General features: G+C 69.1%; 19 protein-coding genes and 1 pseudogene. 11 read left to right on the top strand and 9 right to left on the bottom strand.

Annotation, left to right across the window (positions count from 1 at the left end; translation table 11 throughout):
- Positions 1–148 precede the first annotated feature (148 nt).
- Positions 149–1,840: a helicase HerA-like domain-containing protein gene (locus ACWEKR_RS08010; protein WP_452353855.1), complete on the top strand. Its 1,692-nt coding sequence runs from the start codon at positions 149–151 to the stop codon at positions 1,838–1,840.
- A gap of 19 nt (positions 1,841–1,859) precedes the next feature.
- Here ACWEKR_RS08010 and lysA read toward each other — a convergent pair whose 3' ends face one another.
- The 4 genes from lysA to ACWEKR_RS07990 all read right to left on the bottom strand — a co-directional run bounded on the left by lysA (position 1,860) and on the right by ACWEKR_RS07990 (position 6,820).
- On the bottom strand, positions 1,860–3,200 hold the full coding sequence (gene lysA, locus ACWEKR_RS08005; protein ID WP_452353854.1) for a diaminopimelate decarboxylase: 1,341 nt from the start codon (positions 3,198–3,200) through the stop codon (positions 1,860–1,862).
- A 135-nt stretch (positions 3,201–3,335) separates the two neighbouring features.
- Entirely contained in the window at positions 3,336–4,139 is an 804-nt protein-coding gene (gene cmrA, locus ACWEKR_RS08000) for a mycolate reductase (protein WP_195084797.1), read from the bottom strand.
- Positions 4,140–4,210: 71 nt separating this feature from the next.
- The gene (locus tag ACWEKR_RS07995) at positions 4,211–6,241 is read right to left on the bottom strand and encodes an FAD-dependent oxidoreductase (protein WP_452353853.1); all 2,031 of its coding nucleotides are present in this window, start codon (positions 6,239–6,241) and stop codon (positions 4,211–4,213) included.
- Between the two features lie 21 nt (positions 6,242–6,262).
- Positions 6,263–6,820 (bottom strand): PadR family transcriptional regulator, encoded by a 558-nt coding sequence (locus tag ACWEKR_RS07990; protein ID WP_452353852.1) that lies wholly within the window; start codon positions 6,818–6,820, stop codon positions 6,263–6,265.
- A 124-nt stretch (positions 6,821–6,944) separates the two neighbouring features.
- On the opposite strand from ACWEKR_RS07990, the gene ACWEKR_RS07985 reads away from it, so the two are divergent.
- Entirely contained in the window at positions 6,945–8,309 is a 1,365-nt protein-coding gene (locus tag ACWEKR_RS07985; RefSeq protein WP_452353851.1) for an MFS transporter, read from the top strand.
- Positions 8,310–8,328: 19 nt separating this feature from the next.
- Here ACWEKR_RS07985 and ACWEKR_RS07980 read toward each other — a convergent pair whose 3' ends face one another.
- Positions 8,329–8,949: a TetR family transcriptional regulator gene (locus tag ACWEKR_RS07980; RefSeq protein WP_452353850.1), complete on the bottom strand. Its 621-nt coding sequence runs from the start codon at positions 8,947–8,949 to the stop codon at positions 8,329–8,331.
- Between the two features lie 171 nt (positions 8,950–9,120).
- On the opposite strand from ACWEKR_RS07980, the gene ACWEKR_RS07975 reads away from it, so the two are divergent.
- The 3 genes from ACWEKR_RS07975 to ACWEKR_RS07965 are packed head-to-tail and all read left to right on the top strand — an operon-like array spanning position 9,121 to position 11,739.
- Positions 9,121–10,239 carry a ferredoxin reductase gene (locus tag ACWEKR_RS07975; protein WP_452353849.1) on the top strand — a complete coding sequence of 373 codons (1,119 nt, stop codon included), beginning with the start codon at positions 9,121–9,123 and terminating at the stop codon, positions 10,237–10,239.
- A 15-nt stretch (positions 10,240–10,254) separates the two neighbouring features.
- On the top strand, positions 10,255–11,403 hold the full coding sequence (locus ACWEKR_RS07970) for a fatty acid desaturase family protein (protein ID WP_452353848.1): 1,149 nt from the start codon (positions 10,255–10,257) through the stop codon (positions 11,401–11,403).
- A gap of 42 nt (positions 11,404–11,445) precedes the next feature.
- Positions 11,446–11,739, top strand: coding sequence for a hypothetical protein (locus tag ACWEKR_RS07965; RefSeq protein ID WP_452353847.1), 294 nt, complete (start codon positions 11,446–11,448; stop codon positions 11,737–11,739).
- Here ACWEKR_RS07965 and ACWEKR_RS07960 read toward each other — a convergent pair whose 3' ends face one another.
- The gene (locus ACWEKR_RS07960) at positions 11,740–12,270 is read right to left on the bottom strand and encodes a DUF4254 domain-containing protein (protein WP_195084805.1); all 531 of its coding nucleotides are present in this window, start codon (positions 12,268–12,270) and stop codon (positions 11,740–11,742) included.
- 388 nt (positions 12,271–12,658) lie between these two features.
- On the opposite strand from ACWEKR_RS07960, the gene ACWEKR_RS07955 reads away from it, so the two are divergent.
- Positions 12,659–12,979, top strand: a complete 321-nt coding sequence (locus ACWEKR_RS07955; protein WP_195084806.1) for a hypothetical protein — start codon at positions 12,659–12,661, stop codon at positions 12,977–12,979.
- A 43-nt stretch (positions 12,980–13,022) separates the two neighbouring features.
- Here the strand turns inward: ACWEKR_RS07955 and ACWEKR_RS07950 are convergent, their stop codons facing one another.
- The 3 genes from ACWEKR_RS07950 to lpqS all read right to left on the bottom strand — a co-directional run bounded on the left by ACWEKR_RS07950 (position 13,023) and on the right by lpqS (position 15,959).
- On the bottom strand, positions 13,023–14,261 hold the full coding sequence (locus ACWEKR_RS07950; protein WP_452353846.1) for an MFS transporter: 1,239 nt from the start codon (positions 14,259–14,261) through the stop codon (positions 13,023–13,025).
- On the bottom strand, positions 14,258–15,436 hold the full coding sequence (locus ACWEKR_RS07945) for a PLP-dependent cysteine synthase family protein (RefSeq protein ID WP_452353845.1): 1,179 nt from the start codon (positions 15,434–15,436) through the stop codon (positions 14,258–14,260). Before ACWEKR_RS07945 ends, ACWEKR_RS07950 begins: the two co-directional genes overlap by 4 nt.
- Before the next feature lie 106 nt (positions 15,437–15,542).
- A complete protein-coding gene (gene lpqS / locus ACWEKR_RS07940) occupies positions 15,543–15,959 on the bottom strand; it encodes a putative copper homeostasis (lipo)protein LpqS (protein WP_452353844.1) in 417 nt (138 codons plus the stop codon).
- A 227-nt stretch (positions 15,960–16,186) separates the two neighbouring features.
- Here lpqS and ACWEKR_RS07935 point away from each other — a divergent pair, with 227 nt between their 5' ends.
- The 5 genes and pseudogenes from ACWEKR_RS07935 (at position 16,187) to ACWEKR_RS07915 (ending at position 21,027) form a co-directional block, all read left to right on the top strand.
- Entirely contained in the window at positions 16,187–16,864 is a 678-nt protein-coding gene (locus ACWEKR_RS07935; protein ID WP_452353843.1) for a DUF4389 domain-containing protein, read from the top strand.
- Positions 16,865–17,035: 171 nt separating this feature from the next.
- A pseudogene (locus tag ACWEKR_RS07930) lies at positions 17,036–17,308 on the top strand (aminotransferase class III-fold pyridoxal phosphate-dependent enzyme); the annotation flags it as partial.
- A 131-nt stretch (positions 17,309–17,439) separates the two neighbouring features.
- The gene (locus ACWEKR_RS07925) at positions 17,440–17,640 is read left to right on the top strand and encodes a hypothetical protein (protein WP_452353842.1); all 201 of its coding nucleotides are present in this window, start codon (positions 17,440–17,442) and stop codon (positions 17,638–17,640) included.
- A gap of 355 nt (positions 17,641–17,995) precedes the next feature.
- On the top strand, positions 17,996–19,402 hold the full coding sequence (locus tag ACWEKR_RS07920; RefSeq protein ID WP_452353841.1) for a hypothetical protein: 1,407 nt from the start codon (positions 17,996–17,998) through the stop codon (positions 19,400–19,402).
- A gap of 974 nt (positions 19,403–20,376) precedes the next feature.
- Positions 20,377–21,027, top strand: a complete 651-nt coding sequence (locus tag ACWEKR_RS07915) for a hypothetical protein (RefSeq protein WP_452353840.1) — start codon at positions 20,377–20,379, stop codon at positions 21,025–21,027.
- The last annotated feature ends 4 nt before the right edge of the window (positions 21,028–21,031 follow it).

The raw sequence follows: 21,031 nt of genomic DNA, 5'->3' as shown, positions 1-21,031 counted from the left end.
TGCGGTACGGCGCGGCAACTGCATGGCAGCCGATCCGGTCCCCAATCCAACCGGCGGGGATACAGTTCTCCCAGATCGGCACCCGGCGTTTTCGGTACGGCAGCAAACGCTGCGTAACGCAGTTCCGGCGAAGCCAGGAGGACGCGCGATGACCACCCCTCAGGAGAAGGCGGCCGCGGCGCGCAAAGCGGCCGACGAGGCGGCGCGTATCGCGGCGCAGGCGGCCGCAGCCGCGGAGGCCGCGGAACGCGAACTGGCCGAGCAGACCGCGGGAGCCGGTTCGGCAGGACGGGACGAACCGTCCGCCGACGCCCGAGGGGCGTCCGCCGCCTACGAGATCGCCGCCGGGTACGCCTTCGAGGGCGCTGCGCTGGAACTGGGCACCGTTGTGGTCGACGGCACGGCGGTTCCCGATGCGCGTGTGCGCATTCCCCTGCGGATGATGAACCGGCACGGCCTGGTTGCCGGAGCAACCGGCACGGGGAAGACGAAGACCCTCCAGGGCATCGCGGAGCAGTTGTCGAGCGCCGGGGTTCCGGTGGTGCTGGCCGACATCAAAGGCGACCTGTCGGGGCTGGCCGAACCGGGGCGATCGGACCAGAGACTCGCCGCGCGCAGCGCGGAGACCGGCGCCGCGGACTGGGCGCCGACCGGATTCCCGACGGAGTTCGTCTCGCTGGGCACCACCGGGACGGGACTTCCGGTCCGCGCGACGATCAGCTCGTTCGGCCCGGTGCTGCTGAGCAAGGTGCTCGAGCTGAACGAGACGCAGGAGTCGACCCTCGGCTTGATCTTCCACTGGGCCGACCGCAATGGGCTCGCGCTGCTGGACCTGAAGGACCTGCGCGCTGTGATCACGCATCTGACCAGTCCCGAAGGCAAGCAGGACCTGAAGGGCATCGGCGGCGTCTCCGCGACCACCGCCGGGGTGATTCTGCGCGCGCTGGTGAATCTAGAGGCTGGCGGCGGCGACACGTTCTTCGGTGAGCCCGAACTCGACCCGGCCGACTTGGTGCGGGTCGTGGATGGGAAGGGGGTGATCACGCTCTTCGAACTCGGCGCTCGGGCGGCGCGTCCGGCGCTGTTCTCCACCTTCCTGATGTGGGTGCTCGCCGACCTGTTCCAGACGCTGCCGGAGGTCGGCGACGAGGACGAGCCCGTGCTCGTCTTCCTCTTCGACGAAGCCCACTTGCTGTTCTCCGACGCTTCCAAGGCGTTCCTGGATCAGGTGGAGCAAACCGTCAAACTGATCCGGTCCAAAGGGGTTGGTGTGTTCTTCTGCACCCAGCTGCCCACCGATATCCCGAATCCGGTGCTCTCCCAGCTCGGCGCGCGTATCCAGCACGCGCTGCGCGCGTTCACCCCGGACGACCAGAAGGCGTTGTCCAAGACCGTCCGCACCTATCCCCGGACCGGTGTCTACGACCTGGAGCAGGCGCTGACCTCGCTCGGTACCGGCGAGGCCATCGTGACCGTGCTCTCCGAGCAGGGCGCGCCGACGCCGGTGGCGTGGACCAGGCTGCGGCCGCCCCGGTCGCTGATGGACGCCATCGGCGCGGACGCGATCCGATCGCGTGCCCTGTCCAGCTCGCTGGCCTCGAAGTACGCCCGGACCATCGACCGGGAGTCGGCCTACGAATTGCTCGCCGCGAAGGTGGCCGCGGCGTCGCCGGAGCCGGAGGCCGCACCCGTACCCGGCCGTACCGCGACCCGTGCCGAAGAGGACTCCGCGGCCGAGCGGATCATGAACAACCCCGCGGTGCGCGGCTTCCTGCGTTCGGCTGCGGCGGCGGCCGGCCGGGAGATAACCCGCAGTCTGTTCGGCGCGAGGCGCCGGTGAGCGCGGCGGTCCGCGCGGGTCAGCCGACGTCGCGGGCGAGCAGGTCCGCGGTCGTCTCCCGGCGGACCAGTTCGCGGGCGCGGCCGTGTCCCACGGCGATGATCGGCGGGCGCCCGACGCAGTTGTAGGACGACGCCAGGCTGTGGTGGTAGGCGCCGGTGCAAGGCACCGCGAGCACTTCGCCCGGACGCAGGTCCGCGGGCAGCCTGATGTCGGCGGCGATGAGGTCGCCCGCGTCGCAGAAGCGACCGGCGACCGTCGCGGTCATCTGCGGGCCGCGCGGGTGGCGGTTGGCTACGACGACGTCGTAGCGGGCGCCGTACAGCGCGACGCGCGGGTTGTCGCCCATCCCGCCGTCCACGGTGGCGTAGGTGTGGCCGCCTTCCACGTGTTCGACCGACAGCACCCGGTACAGCGTCACCCCCGCCTTGGCGACGATGGCTCGACCGGGTTCCAGCGCTATCGCGGGGCGTGGGAAGTGGTGACGGGCGCAGGCGGCGTCGAGGGCGTCCTCCAGGATGTCGGCGAGTTCGGGGAGGTTCATCTCGGTGTCACCGCCGCGATAGGCCACCGCGTGACCGCCGCCGAGATCCAGCTGGGTCAGGACGGCGCCGTGGTCCTGCCGCACCTGTGCCATGGCGCCCACCATGCGCCGTACCGCCTCGCCATAGTGGTCCGGGTTGTCGATCTGCGAGCCCAGATGGCAGTGGAGGCCGACCAGGGTGAGGTTCGGCTGACGCATGAGCCGGTCGATCGCCTCGGCGGCCGAATCGCTGCCGAGGGGGAAGCCGCACTTCTGGTCGTGCACACCCGTACGCACTGCGGGATGACCGTGGACGTCGATGCCGGGAGAAAGTCGTAGCAGCACCTGCTGCGGTTTTGTGGCCAGGGCGGACAGCAGCGTGATCTCCGTGTGCGAGTCGACCACTATCCGGCCGATCCCCATGTGCACGGCGGTGGCGAGCTCGTCGAACGACTTTCCGTTGCCGTGCAGCACGATACGGCGGGGCTCCACGCCTGCCGCCAGCGCGACAGCCAGTTCCCCCGCCGAGCACACGTCGACCGACAGCCCTTCCCCGGTGACCCATTCCATGACGGCGCGGATCATCAGGGCCTTGCCCGCGTAGATGATCTCCGCCTCGGGGAACGCCTTGCGATAGGCGCGGCAGCGGGACCGGACCTCCTGCTCGTCCAGGAGATAGGTGGGCGTCCCGTACTGATCGGCGATATCGGCCAGGGCGACGCCGCCGAGGGTGATCCCGCCGTCGCCGTCGTAGTGCGTGTCCCGCGGCCACACCGCGGCATCCAGGCGCGAAGGTGATCCCGACCGCAAGGACGGGAGGATGTCGAGCAGCGTCACGATGTACTCCTGGGTCGCCCCCGCTTTCTCGGATTGCGGGGCCGATGCCAGGACTACGCCGGGTACGGGGCCGGTGGGCTGGTCATTTGCGGATCCTTGACCACCCGGCGTTCCTTCTTGACAGGTCGCTGACGCTCAGTTGCCGAGCTTCTTGTAGAACGCGCCCGCAATCGGAGCGGTGACCGCGCGCGGACCGTATTGCCCCGCCACGCTCATCCCCTTGCTGATCAAGCCGGGGACCACACGCATCTTGTTGCGGGCGAGTGCGTCGATCGAGACCTTGGCGGTGTATTCCGACGAGACCCACATGAAGTCGGGCACCATCCGGTCGACGATCGAAGCTTCGGCGGGGTCGGGAATCTCGGTGCGGACCGGCCCGGGCGCCAACAGCGTGACGTGCACACCCGAGCCTTTCAGCTCGCCGCGCAGCGATTCGGAGAAGGTGTTGGCGAACGCCTTGCTCGCGGCGTAGGTGGCGTTGTTCGGGATCGGCATGTTGCCCGCGGCCGACCCGCTGATCAGGATACCGCCGCCGCGCCGGGCGAGCATGCCGGGCAGCACGGCCAGGGTCAGATCGTGCACGGCGACGGCGTTGAGCTCCATCTGCGCGCGCTCGTAGGCCGGGTCCAGTTCGGCGACCGCGCCGAAGGTCGCGATGCCCGCGTTGTTGCACAGCACGGCGATGTCGCGGCCGGCCAGTTCGTCCACCAGCAGACCGCGCTGCTCGCGGTCGGCCAGGTCGACCGGGCGCACCTCGGCGGTGATGCCGTGGGCCAGGGTCAGCCGCTGCGCGAGCTCGGTGAGCAGCTCCTCGCGGCGGGCGACCAGGATCAGCGAGTAGCCGCGTGCGGCGAGTTCGGCGGCGAGCGCGGTACCGATGCCGGAGGAGGCGCCGGTGACGACCGCGCGATTCTCGGAGGTGGGGGAGGGCAGGCTCACCCGGTGCAGCCTAGGCGATGCGGCGCGGTGGCCCGCCGCACGATCCCCGGCGACGTCTCCGCGCCGCCCGATCACAGTCGTGCGGCGAGCCGGGTGCCCTGGTCGATGGCCCGTTTGGCGTCCAGTTCTGCGGCGAGTTCGGCGCCGCCGATGAGATGCAGGCTGACCCCCGCCGCGCGCAGCGGGGCCTCCAGGTCACGCACGGATTCCTGGCCGGCGCAGACGACGATGTTGTCGACGGGAATCAGCTGGGGCCGTTGCCGTTTCTCGCCGAAACTGATGTGCAGTCCGTTGTCGTCGATGCGTTCGTAGTTGACGCCGCCGAGCTGCTCGACGCCCTTGGCCTTCAGCGCGGCGCGGTGCACCCAGCCGGAGGTCTTGCCCAGATCTTTGCCGAACGGCGTCGTCTTGCGTTGCAGCAGAACGACTTCCCGCGCGGCGGGCGCGGGCCGGGGCGTGGTGAGCTGCCCGGGGAGCTGGTCGTCGTCGGAGGTGACGCCCCACTCTTCCTTCCACTCCTCCAGCTTGAGTGTGGGATGGCCCTCCACGGTGAGGAATTCGCTGATGTCGTAGCCGATGCCGCCCGCGCCGATCACCGCGACGCGTTTGCCGACCGGCTTCTCCTCCCGGACCAGCTCCGCGTAGGACAGCACCATGGGGTGGTCGATACCGGGGATGTCGGGGATGCGCGGCTGCACGCCGGTGGCGAGCACCACCTCGTCGTAGCCTCCGGCGACGAGTTCGTCGGCGCCGACCCGCTTGTTCAGATGCACGGTGACGCCGGTGCGCTCGAGCATCCGGTTGTAGTAGCGGATCGACTCGCTGAACTCTTCCTTGCCCGGGATGCGGCGGGCGATGTCGAACTGGCCGCCGATCTTGTCGTCGGCCTCGAACAGATCGACGCGGTGGCCGCGTTCGGCGAGGTTCACCGCCGCCGAGAGCCCGGCCGGGCCCGCGCCGACCACCGCGATGCGCTTGCCGCGGCGGGTCGGCAGCAGCTTCAGCTCGGTCTCGTGACCCGCGCGCGGGTTGAGCAGGCACGACACGGTCTTGTGCTGGAAGGCGTGGTCGAGGCATGCCTGGTTGCAGGCGATGCAGGTGTTGATCTCGTCGACGCGATCCTGCGCGGCCTTGTTGACCCACTCCGGGTCGGACAGAAACGGACGGGCCAGCGAGACGAGCTGGGCGTCACCGCGGGTCAGGATCTCCTCGGCCACCTCCGGCATGTTGATCCGGTTGGACGCGCAGACCGGTATGCCCACCCGCGCGGTGATCTTCGCGGTGAACTCGACGAAGGCGGCGCGGGGCACCGAGGTCACGATGGTGGGGACGCGCGCCTCGTGCCAGCCGATGTCGGTGTTCAGGATGTTCGCTCCGGCGGCTTCGAGTTCTTGTGCCAGCGCGATGATCTCGTCGAAGGTCTGCCCTTTCTCCACCAGCTCGGCCATGGACAGCCGGAACACGATGATGAAGTCCGGGCCGACGGCGGCACGGGTGCGGCGCACGATCTCCACCGCGATCCGCCGCCGGTTCTCCGGCGATCCGCCCCACGCGTCGGTGCGCTTGTTCGTGCGCGGCGCGAGGAACTGGTTGATGAAATAGCCTTCACCGCCCATGATCTCGCAGCCGTCGTAACCGGCGAACTGCGCGAGTTTCGCGCAGCGGGCGTAGTCGTCGATGGTGCGCTCGATGCCCTTGGCCGACAGGGCGCGCGGCCGGAACGGGTTGATGGGCGCCTTGATCGATGACGCCGACACACTGCCCGGCATGTAGGAGTAGCGGCCCGCGTGCAGGATCTGAATGGCGATCTTGCCACCATGGGCGTGCACCGCTTTGGTGATCCTGCGATGGCGGTACGCCTCGGTTTTGTTGGTCAGCTTGGCGCCGAACGGCAGCAGCCAGCCCGCGCGATTGGGCGCGTAGCCGCCGGTGATGATCAGGCCCGCGCCGCCGCGTGCGCGTTCGGCGAAGTAGGCGGCCAGTTTGTCGGTGTCCCAGGCGCGGTCCTCCAGGCCGGTGTGCATCGACCCCATGACCACCCGATTGCGCAAGGTCGTGAAGCCGAGATCGAGTGGCTCGAACAGATGGGGGAAGGAGCTCATGGGTGAGGTCGCCTTTCTCCGTCAATCCGCGTGCGGGGCTGACGCGCGCGGGTGCAGTGCTTGCAGAACTTCGTCGCACCATTCGACGAACCCCGACTCCACGCGAATGCCCGCGCGCAGGACGAGGTACTGGTGCAGGGCTGTCCCGCCGAGCCGGTCGGGGGCGGGGAAGTCGCGTTTCTCGATGTGCCGGTACAGCTCGAGGCGCTGGGCGTGCTGGTCGCGATGGCGGGCCACTTCGGCGCGCAGGGCGGTGATGTCCCCATACGCGGCGGCGCGGATCTTCACCGCGAGCTCGTTGCGCGGGGTGCCCGAGTCGCTCGGTGCGGCGATCCAGCGCGCGAGTTCGGCGCGGCCCGCCTCGCTCACCGAGTAGACCTTCTTGTCCGGTCTGCCTTCCTGCGCCACTGATTCGCCGTCTACCCAGCCGGATTCCTCCATGCGTTTGAGCACGCGATAGATCTGCTGGTGGGTCGCGCTCCAGAAGTATCCGATGGACTTGTCGAAGCGGCGCGCCAGCTCGTATCCCGAGCCGGCGCGCTCGGTCAGCGATACCAGCAACGCATGCTCGAGTGCCATGCGGTGAGAATAGCCGTGACATTCGGTACTATGCAACTAGGTGCATATCGGCTCTCGTCTGAACCGCGGTCCGGTTGCGATTTCCGCCGCACTCGCGACGGCCGTGCGCATTAAGCTGCGCGGCATGACCGAGGTGAACGCCCGGGCGACAGTAGGACAGGCCGCCGGGCGCGGGCAGGTGCTGGCGTGGGGGCTGTGGGACTGGGGGTCTTCGGCATTCAACGCCGTGATTCTCACGTTCGTCTTCTCGGTGTACCTCACCGACAAGGTCGGCGACGACCTACCCGGCGACGTCTCCGCCAGCGCGTGGCTGGGATTTGCCTTGGGTCTGGCGGGCCTGATCGTCGCGTTGACCGCGCCGATCAGTGGGCAGCGCTTCGACGCGTCCGCCAAGCGCAAACGTTCGCTCGGCGCGCTGACCGCGCTCACCATCGCGGCGATGACGCTGATGTTCTTCGTGCACGACGACTATCGCGACCTGTGGCTCGGTCTGGTGCTGCTGGCGTTCGCGTCGGCCTGCTTCGAGCTGGCCAATGTGCCCTACAACGCGATGCTGCGGCAGGTCTCCACGCCCGCGACGGTCGGCCGGGTCTCCGGCTTCGGCTGGGCCATGGGCTATTTCGGCGGTATCTTCCTGCTGCTCATCTGCTACTTCGGCTTCATCGCGGGGGAAGGCGACAATCGCGGAATGCTCGGCGTGCCCACCGACCAAGGACTGAACATCCGCTTGGTCGCCGTGCTGGCCGCCGTCTGGTTCGCCGCCTTCGCGCTGCCGGTGCTGTTCGCGGTCCCGGAACTGCCACGCACCGGCGCCGATCCCGGCGCGGCGAACGCCGGATTCCTCGGCTCGTACCGGGTGCTGTGGCGGGACCTGCGCGAGCTGGCGCGCATCGACCCGCGCACGGTCGGGTTCCTGGTGGCCAGCGCCGTGTTCCGAGACGGTCTCGCCGGAGTGTTCACCTTCGGTGCGGTGCTCGCCGTGCGCGTCTACGGCATCGCCGACTCCGATGTGCTGCTGTTCGGGATAGCGGCCAATGTCGTCGCGGCGCTGGGCGCGGTCGTCGCGGGCCGTTTCGACGACCGGAACGGCCCCAAGGTCGTCATCGTGGTGTCGCTGTCCGCGATGCTGGTGTGCGGGCTGGCGCTGCTCGTGGTATCCGGGCCGTTGATGTTCTGGATCTTCGGCTTGCTGCTCACCGTTTTCGTCGGTCCCGCGCAGGCGGCGGCGCGGTCGTTCCTGGCCCGCCTCGCGCCGCCGGGCCGCGAAGGCCAGCTGTTCGGCTTGTACACGACCACCGGGCGCGCGGTGTCTTTCCTCGCGCCGAGCCTGTTCGGCGCGTTCGCCTGGCTGTTCGACGCCGAGCGCGCCGGTATCGCGGGCCTGCTGATCGTGCTCGCGGCGGGGCTGGCGATGCTGCTGCCGCTGCGGTCGCCGAAACCGGTCGCCGTCGTCCGCGGCGACGCCGAGGGGGTGCGCCCGGCCGAGTGAGGCGCGCACCTGGCTCGGATCAGCGCCTTCCTGGCGGCCGCCAGCCGCCCATGCCGAGGGCGATCAATCGCATCTGCTGGACGGTGCGGTCGATGATCGCCTGTTCGCCGCGCGGCGCGGCCGACACGTAGGCGGCGATTCCGTCGGTCACCGTGGTGACCATGAGGTCGGCGGCGATCTCCAGGTCACGCGGCGTCCAGGAGTCCAGGGCCCGGATCCGGGACAGATCGGCGACCAGTTCGCGCACGATCAGCTGGATCTCCCTGGCGATTGCCGCGCGCAACGCCGCGGACCCGCCGTGGCGCTCCCTGGTGAGGAAGCCGAACAGCTCACGCTTGGGGCCCACCTGGGCGAACACGAATCGCACCGTGTCCGACAGGCTTGCCTCCGCGTTGCGGCGGACCTCGCGCAGCGCCAGCCGCAACGCGGTGACGCCGTCGTCGACCAGCGTGGCGCCGAGGTCCTCCAACGAGGCGAAGTGCCGGTAGAAAGCCGTCGGCACGATACCGGCCGACCGTGCGATCTCGCGCAGGCTGAGCGCGGCGAATCCGCGCTCGGCGGCCAGCGCGAGGGTGCCGTCCAGGAGTGCCTGCCTGGTCCGCTCCTTGCGCTCGCCTCGGGTAGCTGCCTGCTCATTCATCCCGGTGAGCATACATCCGTTCACCATTCGACCTATCCCTAGATGTAGTTCGAGTCACATGTTTCGCCGGTTGACACCTAGCCCCCGTCATCAGTCACACTAGTTGAGTGTACAGACGTGCACTGAAATCAGGTCGCACGTCGTCAGCCCGACAAGAGGCACGGAGAACTAATGGTGGATCTGATCAACCTGGTGCAGACCCTGACCTCGCCACACCCGCTGGACCGGTATCTGGAGCTGGTCCGCCCCACCCTCACGGTGCGGGACATGCGGGCCGAAATCACTCACGTGCGCCGCTCGGCGCCGGGTTCGGTCACGCTCACACTGCGGCCGACCCGGCAGTGGAAGGGCCATGTCGCCGGACAATATGTCCAGATCGGCGTGGTGATCGACGGTGTGCGGCACGCGCGGTGCTATTCGCCGGTCAACCCGGAAGGCGGGCGGGATCGCCACATCCAGCTGACCGTGAAAGCGCATCCGGACGGCCTGGTGTCGCAGTACCTGTATCGCCACGCCACTCCCGGCATGGTGGTCGATCTGACGCCCGCCGACGGCGTGTTCCGGCTGCCCGAGCCGCGGCCGCGGCGCCTGCTGCTGATCAGCGGCGGCAGCGGCATCACGCCGGTGCTGTCCATGCTGCGCACGCTCGCCGCGGAGGACCATCCGGGCGAGGTCGTGTTCCTGCACTACGCGAAGTCGCCCGCGGTGCTCCCGCACCGAGCGGAACTGGACGCGATCGCCGAGCGGCACCCGAACTTTCGCATCGAGCTGCGCTATCCGCACCGCACGCGAGACGTGACGAGGGTGGATTCCGGTGCGCCGTGGGTGGACCTGAACCAACCGAAGGGCAGCGGATACTTCGACTACGACGAACTGGAGCGCGTCGCGCCGTGGTTCGCCGACGCGCAGACCTACGTCTGCGGCCCGCAGTCGCTGATGGACGCCGTGCGCACGATCTATCAGGCCGAGCAGCTGGAGGACCGGCTGCACACCGAGGAGTTCACGCTCTCGCTCGCCCCGGCCGACGCCGCGGACGCGCAGGGCACCGTCGACTTCTCGGCCAGCGGCGTGAGCGCGCCGAACAACGGCGCCACGCTGCTCGAACAGGCCGAATCCGCCGGGCTCAGTCCGGAGTACGGCTGCCGCATGGGGATCTGCTTCTCCTGCACAGCGGTGCGTCGTTCCGGTTGCACGCGCAATCTGCGCACCGGCGAGACCGACAGCGACCCCGACCAGCCGATCCAGCTGTGCATCAGCGCGCCGGTCGGCGACGTCGAGATCGATATCTAACGAAGGGGACCAGTCATGACCATTCTGACCGAAACCGAGCACGGACCGCTGGTCCTGAGCCCGGACCAGATCGAGGAACTCGGCCGCGAACTCGACGAGCTGCGCGCCGCGATCGTCGCCGACCTCGGCGAGCGCGACCGGGAATACCTGTACTCGATCATCAAGGCGCAGCGCGGCTTCGAGATCGCGGGCCGCGGCCTGATGTATCTCGGCTTCCTTCCGCCGTTCTGGCTGGCCGCGGTGGCCGCGCTGAGTGTCTCGAAGATCCTGGACAACATGGAGATCGGCCACAACGTGATGCACGGCCAGTACGACTGGATGCGCGAGCCCGGCCTGAATTCCCGTGTGTTCGAGTGGGACACGGTCTGCCCGGCCGATCAGTGGAAGCACTCGCACAACTACCTGCATCACACCTACACCAACATCCACAACAAGGACCGCGACATCGGCTACTCCATCCTGCGCATGGACGAGGGCCAGGAGTGGAACGTGCTGCGGCTCGGGCAGCCGCTGTACGCCTTCGCGCTGATGATGCTGTTCGAGTGGGGTGTGATGGGCCACGACCTGGAGGTCGAGAACATCCTGGCGGGCAAGAAGAAGTGGCCGGAGGTCAAGAAACTACTGATCGGGCAGTGGCGCAAAGCGGGCAAACAGGTGCTCAAGGACTACCTGGTCTTCCCCGCGCTCACCGGTCCGCTGTTCTTCCACACGCTGGCGGGTAACGTCACCGCCAACCTCGTGCGCAACGTGTGGGCCTTCGCGATCATCTTCTGCGGTCATTTCCCGGCCGGCGTACAGACGTTCACCGAGGAGGAGACCGAGGACGAGACCCGCGGCGAGTGGTACATCCGGCAGATGCTCGGCTCGGCCAACATCACCGGCAGCAAGCTGTTCCACATCATGTCCGGGAATTTGTCGCACCAGATCGAACACCACCTTTTTCCGGACCTGCCCGCGAGCCGTTATCCGGAGATGGCCCCGACCGTGCGCGCATTGTGTGAGAAGTACGGTTTGCCGTACAACACCGGTCCGCTCGGCAAGCAGATCGGCTCGGTGTGGAAGAAGATTTTCAAGCTGGCACTGCCGCCGCGCTGGGTCGAGAGCGAGCCGTCTCCCGGTGTTATCGTGATGCGACAGCGGAAGGCGAGCGAAGCGGGCGTGTGAATGATCGGGAAATTCGAAAGCAACAAAGATCTCATTCAGGAATTGACGTCTTCCGGCGCCCGGCATGTCGGCAATATCGCCAACATCATCACGGGCACCGTCGCCGAAGTCACCCGGGAGATCGGTGAGTGGATCACCGATGCGATCGAGATGAACGAGGCGGCGGCCGCGGCGCGCCGGGACGCGGCGGCGCAGCAGGACCTCGACCGTGACCTCGGCGACGAGGCCGAGGTAGCGGTCACCAAGCCGCAGACGGCTACGAAGCCGCAGGCAGAGGGGGCGGAGAGTTTCCTCGACGCCGAGGTCGTCGAACCCGAGGTCGACGAGCCGCGCTGATCACCACACCGGCAGCCTGCGCCGGTGTGCGATGACGTCGGTGATCAGATCCTGATAGCCGTCGATCAGCTCGGCCAGCCTGGTCCACTGCAGGTGGGCCGCGTCGCCCGCCTGCGCGGGCTGCGGCCCGGCCGTGACCTCGTCGCCCAAAGTGTGACGAGCCGCAACCCATTTCGCCGCAATTCGATCGATCACCGCGCCGAGGGTCTCGGTATGCAGGGAGGCGCCCTCCCGGTGTTGCACATTGGCCGCGACCCAGGCGTCGATCCGGCCGATCCATTCGGCACGGCAGCCGTCGATGTCCTCCAGTTGCTGGCTGCAGGCCGCGACGCTGGTGCTGGACGCCCCCGGTGCGTGCGCTCGCGTCAGCGTGCGCTGCCGCCGCTCGTGGCAGTCGACGAGTTTCCGCGCGGCGTGCAGCACGCTGTGGCGATGCTGGCTTTCGCCGGGCTCGCGGATCGCGCGCAGCAGTGCGGCGGGCGGTGGTAGCTCTTCGGTTCCGAAACTGCGCTGAGCGTATTCGGTGGGCATGGGCGTACCTCTGCGACATGACGACTCCTTGGATACGCCAGGGCCGAGGGGGATTTCGGGGAGGGGCGCCCCTCGGCTCCGGCGTAGTCCCGCAACCGGATGTCGTCCCGCGGTCCACCAGCACGGCAGAGAACCGGGAAATCCGCGACGATGCGAGAGAAGACGTCCGATAAAATCGGGACACTTTCAGGAAAGCGCGGTAGCCGAATCCGCGCAACACTCTGGTCTGCGAATCCGGGAGCTGCCGGGAAATCGTTATGTTCCGTTACGGATCGGTCAACCGGCGCGGATCGTCGCCCGGCGTTCTCCCATTCCTCGAGCGCATGAGCAGCAACCGATTCGCCGCGACCGCTGCGCGCTGCCGCTCGATCCGCTAGCCTCGGTGTTCGTGCCCGCCTATGTGTCATCGCCCGAGTTGACATTCGGCTTCATGTTCGCGTTGGAAGACCCCGAGCGAATCGCAGAGGTCGTGCGCAATCTGATCGTCCGCAAAACCATCTCGGTCTTCCGTCTCGCCAGGCTGTCGGACGACGACGGCCCGCCGGAGCGCTACGTGGTCAACTGGGCGGTCATCCCGCAGATCTCGATCACCACCAGCGCGCCGGATCACGAGGAGTTGCGGGCCACCCGCACCATGCTGGTCAACGCCTTCCTGAGCGAAGACGGCGAGGTCAGCTTGTATTCCGCGCAGTCGAGCGGGCCTGCCTGACCGGGCCGCCCCGGATGACGCGCATCCGGGACGGCCGCACCGATCAACCGACTGGAACCGGCGCGTCGAGTCGTCCGGACCGGGCGAGGGCGAACAGGCCGGCCGCCGCGGCCGCACCGACGGCGACGAGCACCGCCCAGGCCAGCGCGCTCATCCCGGCTTCGCGCGTGGCGTCCAGCAGTGCTCCGATACCCAGGTTTCCGAGCAGAATGCCGATGCCGACAATGGTGTTGTAGAGGCCGTAATGCGTCGCAACCAGGCGGTTGCCCGACAACGCGACCACCGTGTCCATTTCGAACGGAAACACCGCCGCCGCACCGATTCCCAGTGCTGCCGCGGTCAGCAGCAGTGCGCCGATCGCGGGCCACACGCCGAAGCGGGTGCCCGGAATCGCCACCAGTGGCACGAACGCCGACGCGAGGATCGCCAGGCCGGCCACCAGACTGTGCGCGCGACCCCACCGCCGGCCGAACCATCGGGTGATGCGCAGTTGACCGGCGATCGCGATCACTCCGGACAGCACGAACACCGCCGTCATCAGCACGGTCGCCGAGTCGCCCGCGATCCGCGCGGCGTGCACGGGCAACGCCAAGTAGACCTGGAAGGCCAGCACCGAGGAGCTGATCATCGCCGCGGCGAACAGCAGGAACGGGCGGTTGGCCAGCACGAGCCGCCAATCATCCAGCACCGAGCCGGTTTTCGGCTCGCCCACGTGCTGTGGGAGCGCGCGTAGCTGGGCCAGCGTCAGCACGCCGAACACCACCGCGGCGCCGGTGGCGGTCGCGCGGAAGTCGACGGCCATCAGCGCGAGCCCGACGATCGGGCCGACCAGGATGCCTGCCTGGTAGAAGACGTTGAACACGGCGAACGCCTCCACCCGCCGCTCGCCGGAGTCCGCCGCGAGATACGCGCGCACCGCGGGGTTGAACAGCGCACCCGCGAAGCCGGTGGCCGCCGAGGCGACCAGCAGCGCCGGCAGCGTCTCCGCGACCGCGAGCAGTGCGAAACCGCCCGTGCGCAGCAGGCATCCGGTCACGATGAGCGGTTTGTAGCCGAGTCGATCGGCCAGCGTGCCGCCGAGCAGGAACATGCCTTGCTGGGCGAAATTGCGGATGCCGAGCACCAGCCCCACCGCCCACGCGGCCAGCCCGAGCGGCCCGGCCAGGTACCCGGCCAGGTAGGGCATCAGCATGTAGAACCCGGTGTTGATGGCGAACTGATTGACCATCAGCACGCGGCTGGGCCGATCGAAGCCGCGGAAGGCGGCGATCAGGTCGGTCATCGTGTCCCCTCCTCGCGTGCGCCGCCACGAGGATCGATGACCGTGGTGCACCGGGTCCAGGACTCCGCGACCGCGTCGCCCGGATGCGCGATGCGGCGCGGCGCGGCGGGCGGGGTGGCGCCGAGCAAGCCGTGCGCACGGCAGTACTCGTCGTTGTAGACGGTGTCGAAGTAGCGCAGCGGACCGTCGGGGAAGACCGCGGTGATTCGCGTGGCCGGGTCGCTGGTGCGGGCCAGCCAGCCCGCGACCAGGGCGACCGCGCCGACGCTCCAGCCGCCGGCGGCGTGGTGGGTCGCGGCGAGCCTGCGGCAGGCCCACACCGCCTCCGCCGGCGCGACCCAGTGGACCTCGTCGAACGCCGGATAGTCGACGTTGTCCGGGTGGATACTCGACCCCAGCCCGCGCATCAACCGCGGGCCCGCCGGCTGCCCGAAGATCGTGGACGCCACGGTGTCGACGCCCACCAAGCGCAGGTGCGGAAAATACCGGCGCAACGTGCGGCTGATCCCCGCGGAATGCCCGCCCGTCCCGACCGAGCAGACCAGGACGTCGATCCGTCCCAGCTGGGCGACCAACTCCAGCGCCAGCGTCTCGTAGGCGTCGCGGTTGTCGGGGTTGCGGTACTGGTCGGGGCACCATGCTCGCCGGTCCCGGGTCAGCAGCTCGGTGACGCGGTCGCGGCGCGCCTGCTGCCAGCCGCCGGTGGGGTGCGGCTCGGTGACCAGCTCCAGCCGCGCGCCATAAGCCGCGAGCATGCGCCGCATGAGCGGCTCCAAGCCGGGGTCGGTGACCAGCGTGACCGGGTGGTGATACACCATGCCCGCCAGCGCGAGGCCCAAACCGAGGGTGCCGCTGGTCGATTCGATGATCGGAGCGCCCGGTGCCAGGTCGCCGCGGGCCCTGGCGCGCTCGACCATGTGCAGGGCAGGCCGGTCCTTCATCCCGCCGGGGTTGGCGCCTTCGAGCTTGGCCCAGAAGCCGCGGCCGTCCGGTTGCGTTGTGCTGTCGAGTGGTTCGGTGATCCAGAGGACCGGCGTGTTGCCCACCATGGTGTCCGGCCGCGGGCAGCGCTGGGCGGCGGTCAGGAGACTCGCCGGGCTCGCGAGCGGGGCCGAGGTCGCCGGTTCGCGCGGAGCGGGTTCGGGCACAGCCGGGTTCTGCAGTGCAGAAGTCATGGGAATCGTCGATTCTGTGCGGTCGCTGGCTACAGCGACGGTGTGAGTGCGGAGGTCGCACGAACACCGGCCGGGCCCCGGCAGGCTCCGGCCTGACGCTGACCGATCAGTTCCGATCGATACCGAATCGAGTGAGTTTGTCTCTGCCCGGCCACACCGGGAGCGCCGCGACCGGAGGCGCGCGCACGCCGCCGCCGAGCGCGGCCGCGGGCGCCGTCAGGAGCACCGACACCGCCGCGACCAGCAGTAGCACCAGTAGTGTGACAGCGCGCGGCAGGGCGGCGAGCACCGCGTCCGCGGGTACGTGCCGGTCCGGCTCGGCGGCGTGCTGATGGCGGTCGAGGAGGATCGCCGGGGAGGCGGGGGAGGCCATGACGGGACCGGACGCTTCGATGTGCGCGTGCGGCGCGACGGCATGTGTGAAGACGTGACACTGCGGCACCGCCATGGCGATCACCCAGACGGTGTACGCGAGAGCCACGAGCACCCGGGCAACCGGTAGTCGCAGCGCGCCGAACGTCACGGTTCCCGATGGTACAAGTCCGGCAGCGGCACGAGTCGCCGGTGGTGCGGCGGCTCGGTCGATTCGATTGCGGCGCAAGCCCGGCCGTGCGGCAGGGCCCCCTCTTCGAACCCTGTTCGTTGGCGTGTCGGTATCAGATGGTGCCGTTCCCGAGCGCCTGGATACGGGACAATCAGGACACCTACTGGTTGTGGCTTGGATCACAGCAACCGTAAGGAGCATCGCTCATGGAACTCGAGAAGCCCGTCGTCCCGTCCGACCCGATTCGCGTGCGCGGCGATCTGGATCCCGCGCTGTCGCGGTGGTTGTGGCTGGTGAAGTGGCTATTGGCGATACCGCACTACATCGTGCTGCTCTTCCTGCACATCGCCTACGCGGTGCTCACGGTGGTCGCCTTCTTCGCGATCCTGATCACCGGCAAGTACCCGCGGGCACTGTTCGACTTCAACGTCGGCGTCATGCGTTGGGGATGGCGGGTGACCTTCTACGCCTTGTCGGTACTCGGCACCGACAAGTACCCGCCGTTCAGTCTGCGCGCGAACGCCGACTACCCGGCCGACTTGGAGATCGACTACCCGGAGACGTTGCACCGTGGCCTGGTCCTGGTGAAGTGGTGGCTGCTGGCCATTCCGCACTACCTGATCGTCGGCGCGGTGGTGAGCGGCGGCATCGCGGTCGCGGGCGGCGAGGGTGACGACTGGGGCGGCGCCTCGATGTCGCTGCTCGGCATCCTGTTGCTCGTGGCGCTGGTCGCGTTGCTGTTCACGGCGCGGTACCCGCAGGGCCTCTACGACTTCGTGATGGGCATCAATCGGTGGATCATCCGCGTGCAGGCCTATGCCGGTTTGATGCGCGACGAGTACCCGCCTTTCCGGCTCGACCAAGGCGCTCGCGAGTCCGACTGAACCCGATATCGCCACCGGATCCGCCCGCCCGGCAGCGGGCGGATTCGTGCGCTCGGGGCCGGAAAGGCTTCGGCGCGGTTTCCGGAAAGGGCCACACCCGGCAGGCATCGGTGTTAGAAACACTGTCACTTCAGATTTTGGAGCGCTCGCGCACGACGAGTAAGGATCGCCATGACCGTCGCCGAGATGCCTGTTTTCGAAACACTCGAATCGAACGTGCGCGGGTACTGTCGCTGCTGGCCCGCCGTCTTCGACACCGCCAGCGGCGTGTGGTTACGCGACGAGAACGGCAAGGAATACCTGGACTTCTTCGCGGGCGCGGGCTCGCTCAACTACGGCCACAACAATCCGGTGCTCAAACGCGCACTCCTGGACTACATCGCCGGGGACGGCATCACCCACGGACTCGACATGTCCACCGTCGCCAAGCGGCGGCTGCTCGAAAGACGGTGTCGCGCAGCGGGTCGGATTCCGCGCTGGAGGCCGCGACCGCTGCCAAGGGTGAGCGGATCGCACGGGCCCTGAGCGAGCCGACCGCGGCCTTCCCCGGTGTCTCTACTCGTGGACGTGGCCTGGTGCACGGCGTCGTCTTCGAGGACGCGTCGCTGGGGGAGAAGGTCGCGCAGGCCGCCTTCGACCGTGGTCTGCTGGTGGAGACCTCCGGATCGGCGGATGAGGTGGTCGAACTGATGCCGCCCCTGACGATCGCCGAGGACTCCTGCCCGCCGTCGCCCCCGCAGGCCGACGAAACCGCCTCCTCGCCCGCGAGTGCCTAGGGGCTGCGCGCACCGGCTGATCGATCCGGGGCGGGATGGTGCGCGGTGTCGAGTCCGGCGCGGGGTATGCGGCGGGAGACCAGCGCCCGGCGCTGGAACGCGGGCCTGCCAGTCGATCCGGGGTGTCCAGTGGCCGCTCGGGACTTCGTCGCAGGGGCTTGCCATAGCTGGTGAATACGCGCATTGCGCCCGGACACGAAGTGCGAAATCTTCGAAGGTTAGGACATTCGGATCCTGACGAGAACCAATCCAGGCGAATGTGGGAACTGCTCGTGAACTGCTCGCGGTCGATGTCGCGCGTCGGCGCCTCCGGCGGCTTCGGCGCGTTCGTCGTTCCCGGAACGCGGAGAGCGCCGTGACGCGGGCCGGGGAGGATCTCGCCGGGTTCACCGAGCGGATCGCGGATGAGCTGCGTGCGGTGGCCCCGTCCGGGTGGCAGCGGCTGGAGGCGTGGTTCGCGATGACCGTGGTCGCCGAATCGGCGCTGCTGGTGGTCGACGATGGTTTCCGGTCGTTCCGGTGCCAGGTACCGGATGCGGTGTGGAATGCGGTGCGCCGGCATCGGGAGGTGTCGGCAGGGGCTGCCGGCGGGCCGTGGTGGCGGTTGCTGGTGCGCATCGATGCGGACGGTGCCGAGGCCGTCGCCGATCACGGTGCGGTGCCGTTCCCGGGCGAGCAATTGTTCGCACCGGAAGCCTATCTCGCCGACTTGGAACGCTATCCGCGGGAGCGGCTGCCGGTGTGGCTGGCGGCCTACCTCGGGCGTGGCGAACGCCGAACACGGTCGCCGCGCGCTGCCGCCGACGCGATGCGTGCGGACCAGCGTGCGGGTTTGCGGGCGGTGGCCGTGGACAACGAACTGCCGGAGCTGGCCGTGTTGTGGGCACGGTGGGCGGTGCTGGCGGCAGCCTTCGTGGCGGTGGGGTCGAAGCAGGGACCGCGGATCGGTCCGTCGGTGGGCATCTTCGAAGGCGGGGGACGCAGTGGTTCGACGTTGACCCTCCTGCCCGGTGACCGGGCTGTGCTGTCGGGTGGTGTGTGGGATGCGCCAGTCCTGGACGCCGCGTACAACGCGGGCGCTGCGATGCCGGATTTGTTCGCGGGAGCGCCGGCGTGGGTGGCCGATCCGGTGCTCAACCCGCGGGCGACCACCGGTTTGCTGTCGTTTTGTTACTGGTGGGAGGCCGGTCGGTGGTATCGGGGTGAGTCCGCGCCGATACCGGAGTGCGCGCCGGCGCTGCCCGCGGTGTGGACGGTCGGCACCGTGGCGGGTGTCGTCGGCAACTTGCTGGATGATCGGTCGAGCGGTACGCCGGAGGCGGCCGAGTTGTTGGTGTCGGCTGCGCAGGCCGGGGCGGTGACCCGCGAGGCCATCGCGCAGGCTTTCGGTGACGCCACCGACATCGATGGCGCGATGTTCCAGTTCGTGCTCGCGGATCTGGCGGCGAACCACGCGGAGGGGATCGGCGAAGCGGATGCGCTCGACCTCGTCCGGGATCACATCCGACGACGGGGTTATGAGACGACGGGATACCCGCTGTCGAGGTTGCGAGCTGATCGCATCAGCGTGGGGTGGGTGGTGCGTTCGCCGGTGCCGGACGGCGAAATCGCCCTGGACCGGGCGGTTTTCTATGTCGCCGACGATGGTGTTGTGGAGCGATCGACCACGTCGGTGCCGTTGTCTGCGTTCGTCACCGGTTTCGAGCGACGGTTCCGGCTGCGCGGGAACGGCCGCAACACGCCGGAGGGGGTCACGACGTGAACCAAGTCCGGTTGGATCCGGACAGCCTGCGAAATCGGGGAGCGCGGCTGGCCGAGCTCGGGGACCGCGTGGGGCAAACCTATGCCGGACTGCGCGATTCCTTGGCGCAGGCCGAAGGCAGTTGGGGCGACGACGATCTGGGTGTCGCGTTCGCCCGTGAGTTCAAGCCGCAGGCCGACAATCTGCTGGCCGGCGTACGGGCCATGGAGGAAAGTCTGCGCGGCACGGCCGCCGGAATAGTCGACGCCGCCGGCCAATTCGAAGCACACGACAGGTTCGGCGCCAGCCGGGTCGGCACTACAGCCGCCTCCCTGGCCCCGATCGGCGAGCCGACGCTGCCCTGGCCGGAGGGCAGCTCGTCCTCGCCCGCAGGCCCCCAGGGGCCCGTGACGGCGGATCCCGCGGCGACCTTTCCGGCCGCGGCGAACCCGGCGTATCCCACGGATCGGGCCGACCCCGCCGAATCACCCATCCCCGGCGGGTCACGGACACCGGACGCGTCCGTGGGACGCTCCACGCCGGAGGGCGGTCCGCAGCGAGGTCCCTCGGATCGGGCAGCGGGCCGAGAGGGGAATCGGGGAGCAGGAGGACCGGGCAGCGGCAACTCCGGCAAGCCCGCCGCAGACCCCGGTCGTTCTCCGGCCTCCACGACGCACCCTCCGGCCGCCGCACGCGCTTCAGCCGCTGACTCCGGTCGCCGTCCTCCGGCCTCCGCGGTGTTCCCTCCGGCCGTTACCCGGGATGCACCTCCTGCCCCGGGCGGGCGGCAGGCCGGGGCACGCTCACCGGGCGGTGGGGGACGACGCGACACCCCGTGGTCCGGGCAGCCGCCCAGAACGGCCGGACCACCCGCCGGTGCCGAGCCGAGACCCCCAGGCCCTCGGTTCGGTTCGCCGCCGCGGAGGCAGAACCCCACCGACGAATCGTCGGGGCGCGATCGGCGTCGCTCCGGCGCACGGCCTGCTGTCGATCCCGTGGTCGGCTGGCTAGCGCGGACGCTGGCCGAGCACCACGACGTGCGGGTGGCCGGATTCGATACCCCCGGGTTGCAAGTGCCGGTCGTGCGCGAATTCGTGGCCGCTGTGGACCGGGTGCTCACCGACTACCCGGTGATCGCTCTCGACGTCGTCGCGGTGGCAGAACTCGATGCCGAATCGGGGCCGGTGCGGTGGAGTCCCGATCCAGGCGATACGCGGGGTACGAGCGCAGGCCGGTCGATCACCCTGGACCAGCGGACCGCGCTGGAGTCGAGGCGAGCGACCGGGACCGGGGAATCCGCGGCCGAGTCGGCGGAGCCGGCAATCTACCTGGCGACGCTGCGCGAATTCGGCCGGGCGCTCGACTGCGCCGGTGGCGGTCTCGCTCGCAGGCAGGCGCAGCGCGTCCTGATCGCGGAGTACCTGCGTCTGGAGGCGGGACACGACAGCACGCTCGCCGAGGTGGTTCGCGGTTACCGGCGCTGGCGCGCCGTGTTGGCCGGGGACGCTGCGGACGCGGGCGAGTTCGACGTGAGCCGGGCACTCGGCGCCGCGTTCGCCGATGTCGTGCTGCGCGGCGACGAGGCGAGCCGCCAGGCGCGAGCACTGCACGCGGTGCTGGTCGACGCGACGTCGCGGCGGGGGTAGGCGG

The organism is Nocardia sp. NPDC004573 (assembly GCF_053602135.1).
This window is presented reverse-complemented; position numbering and strand designations above follow the sequence as displayed.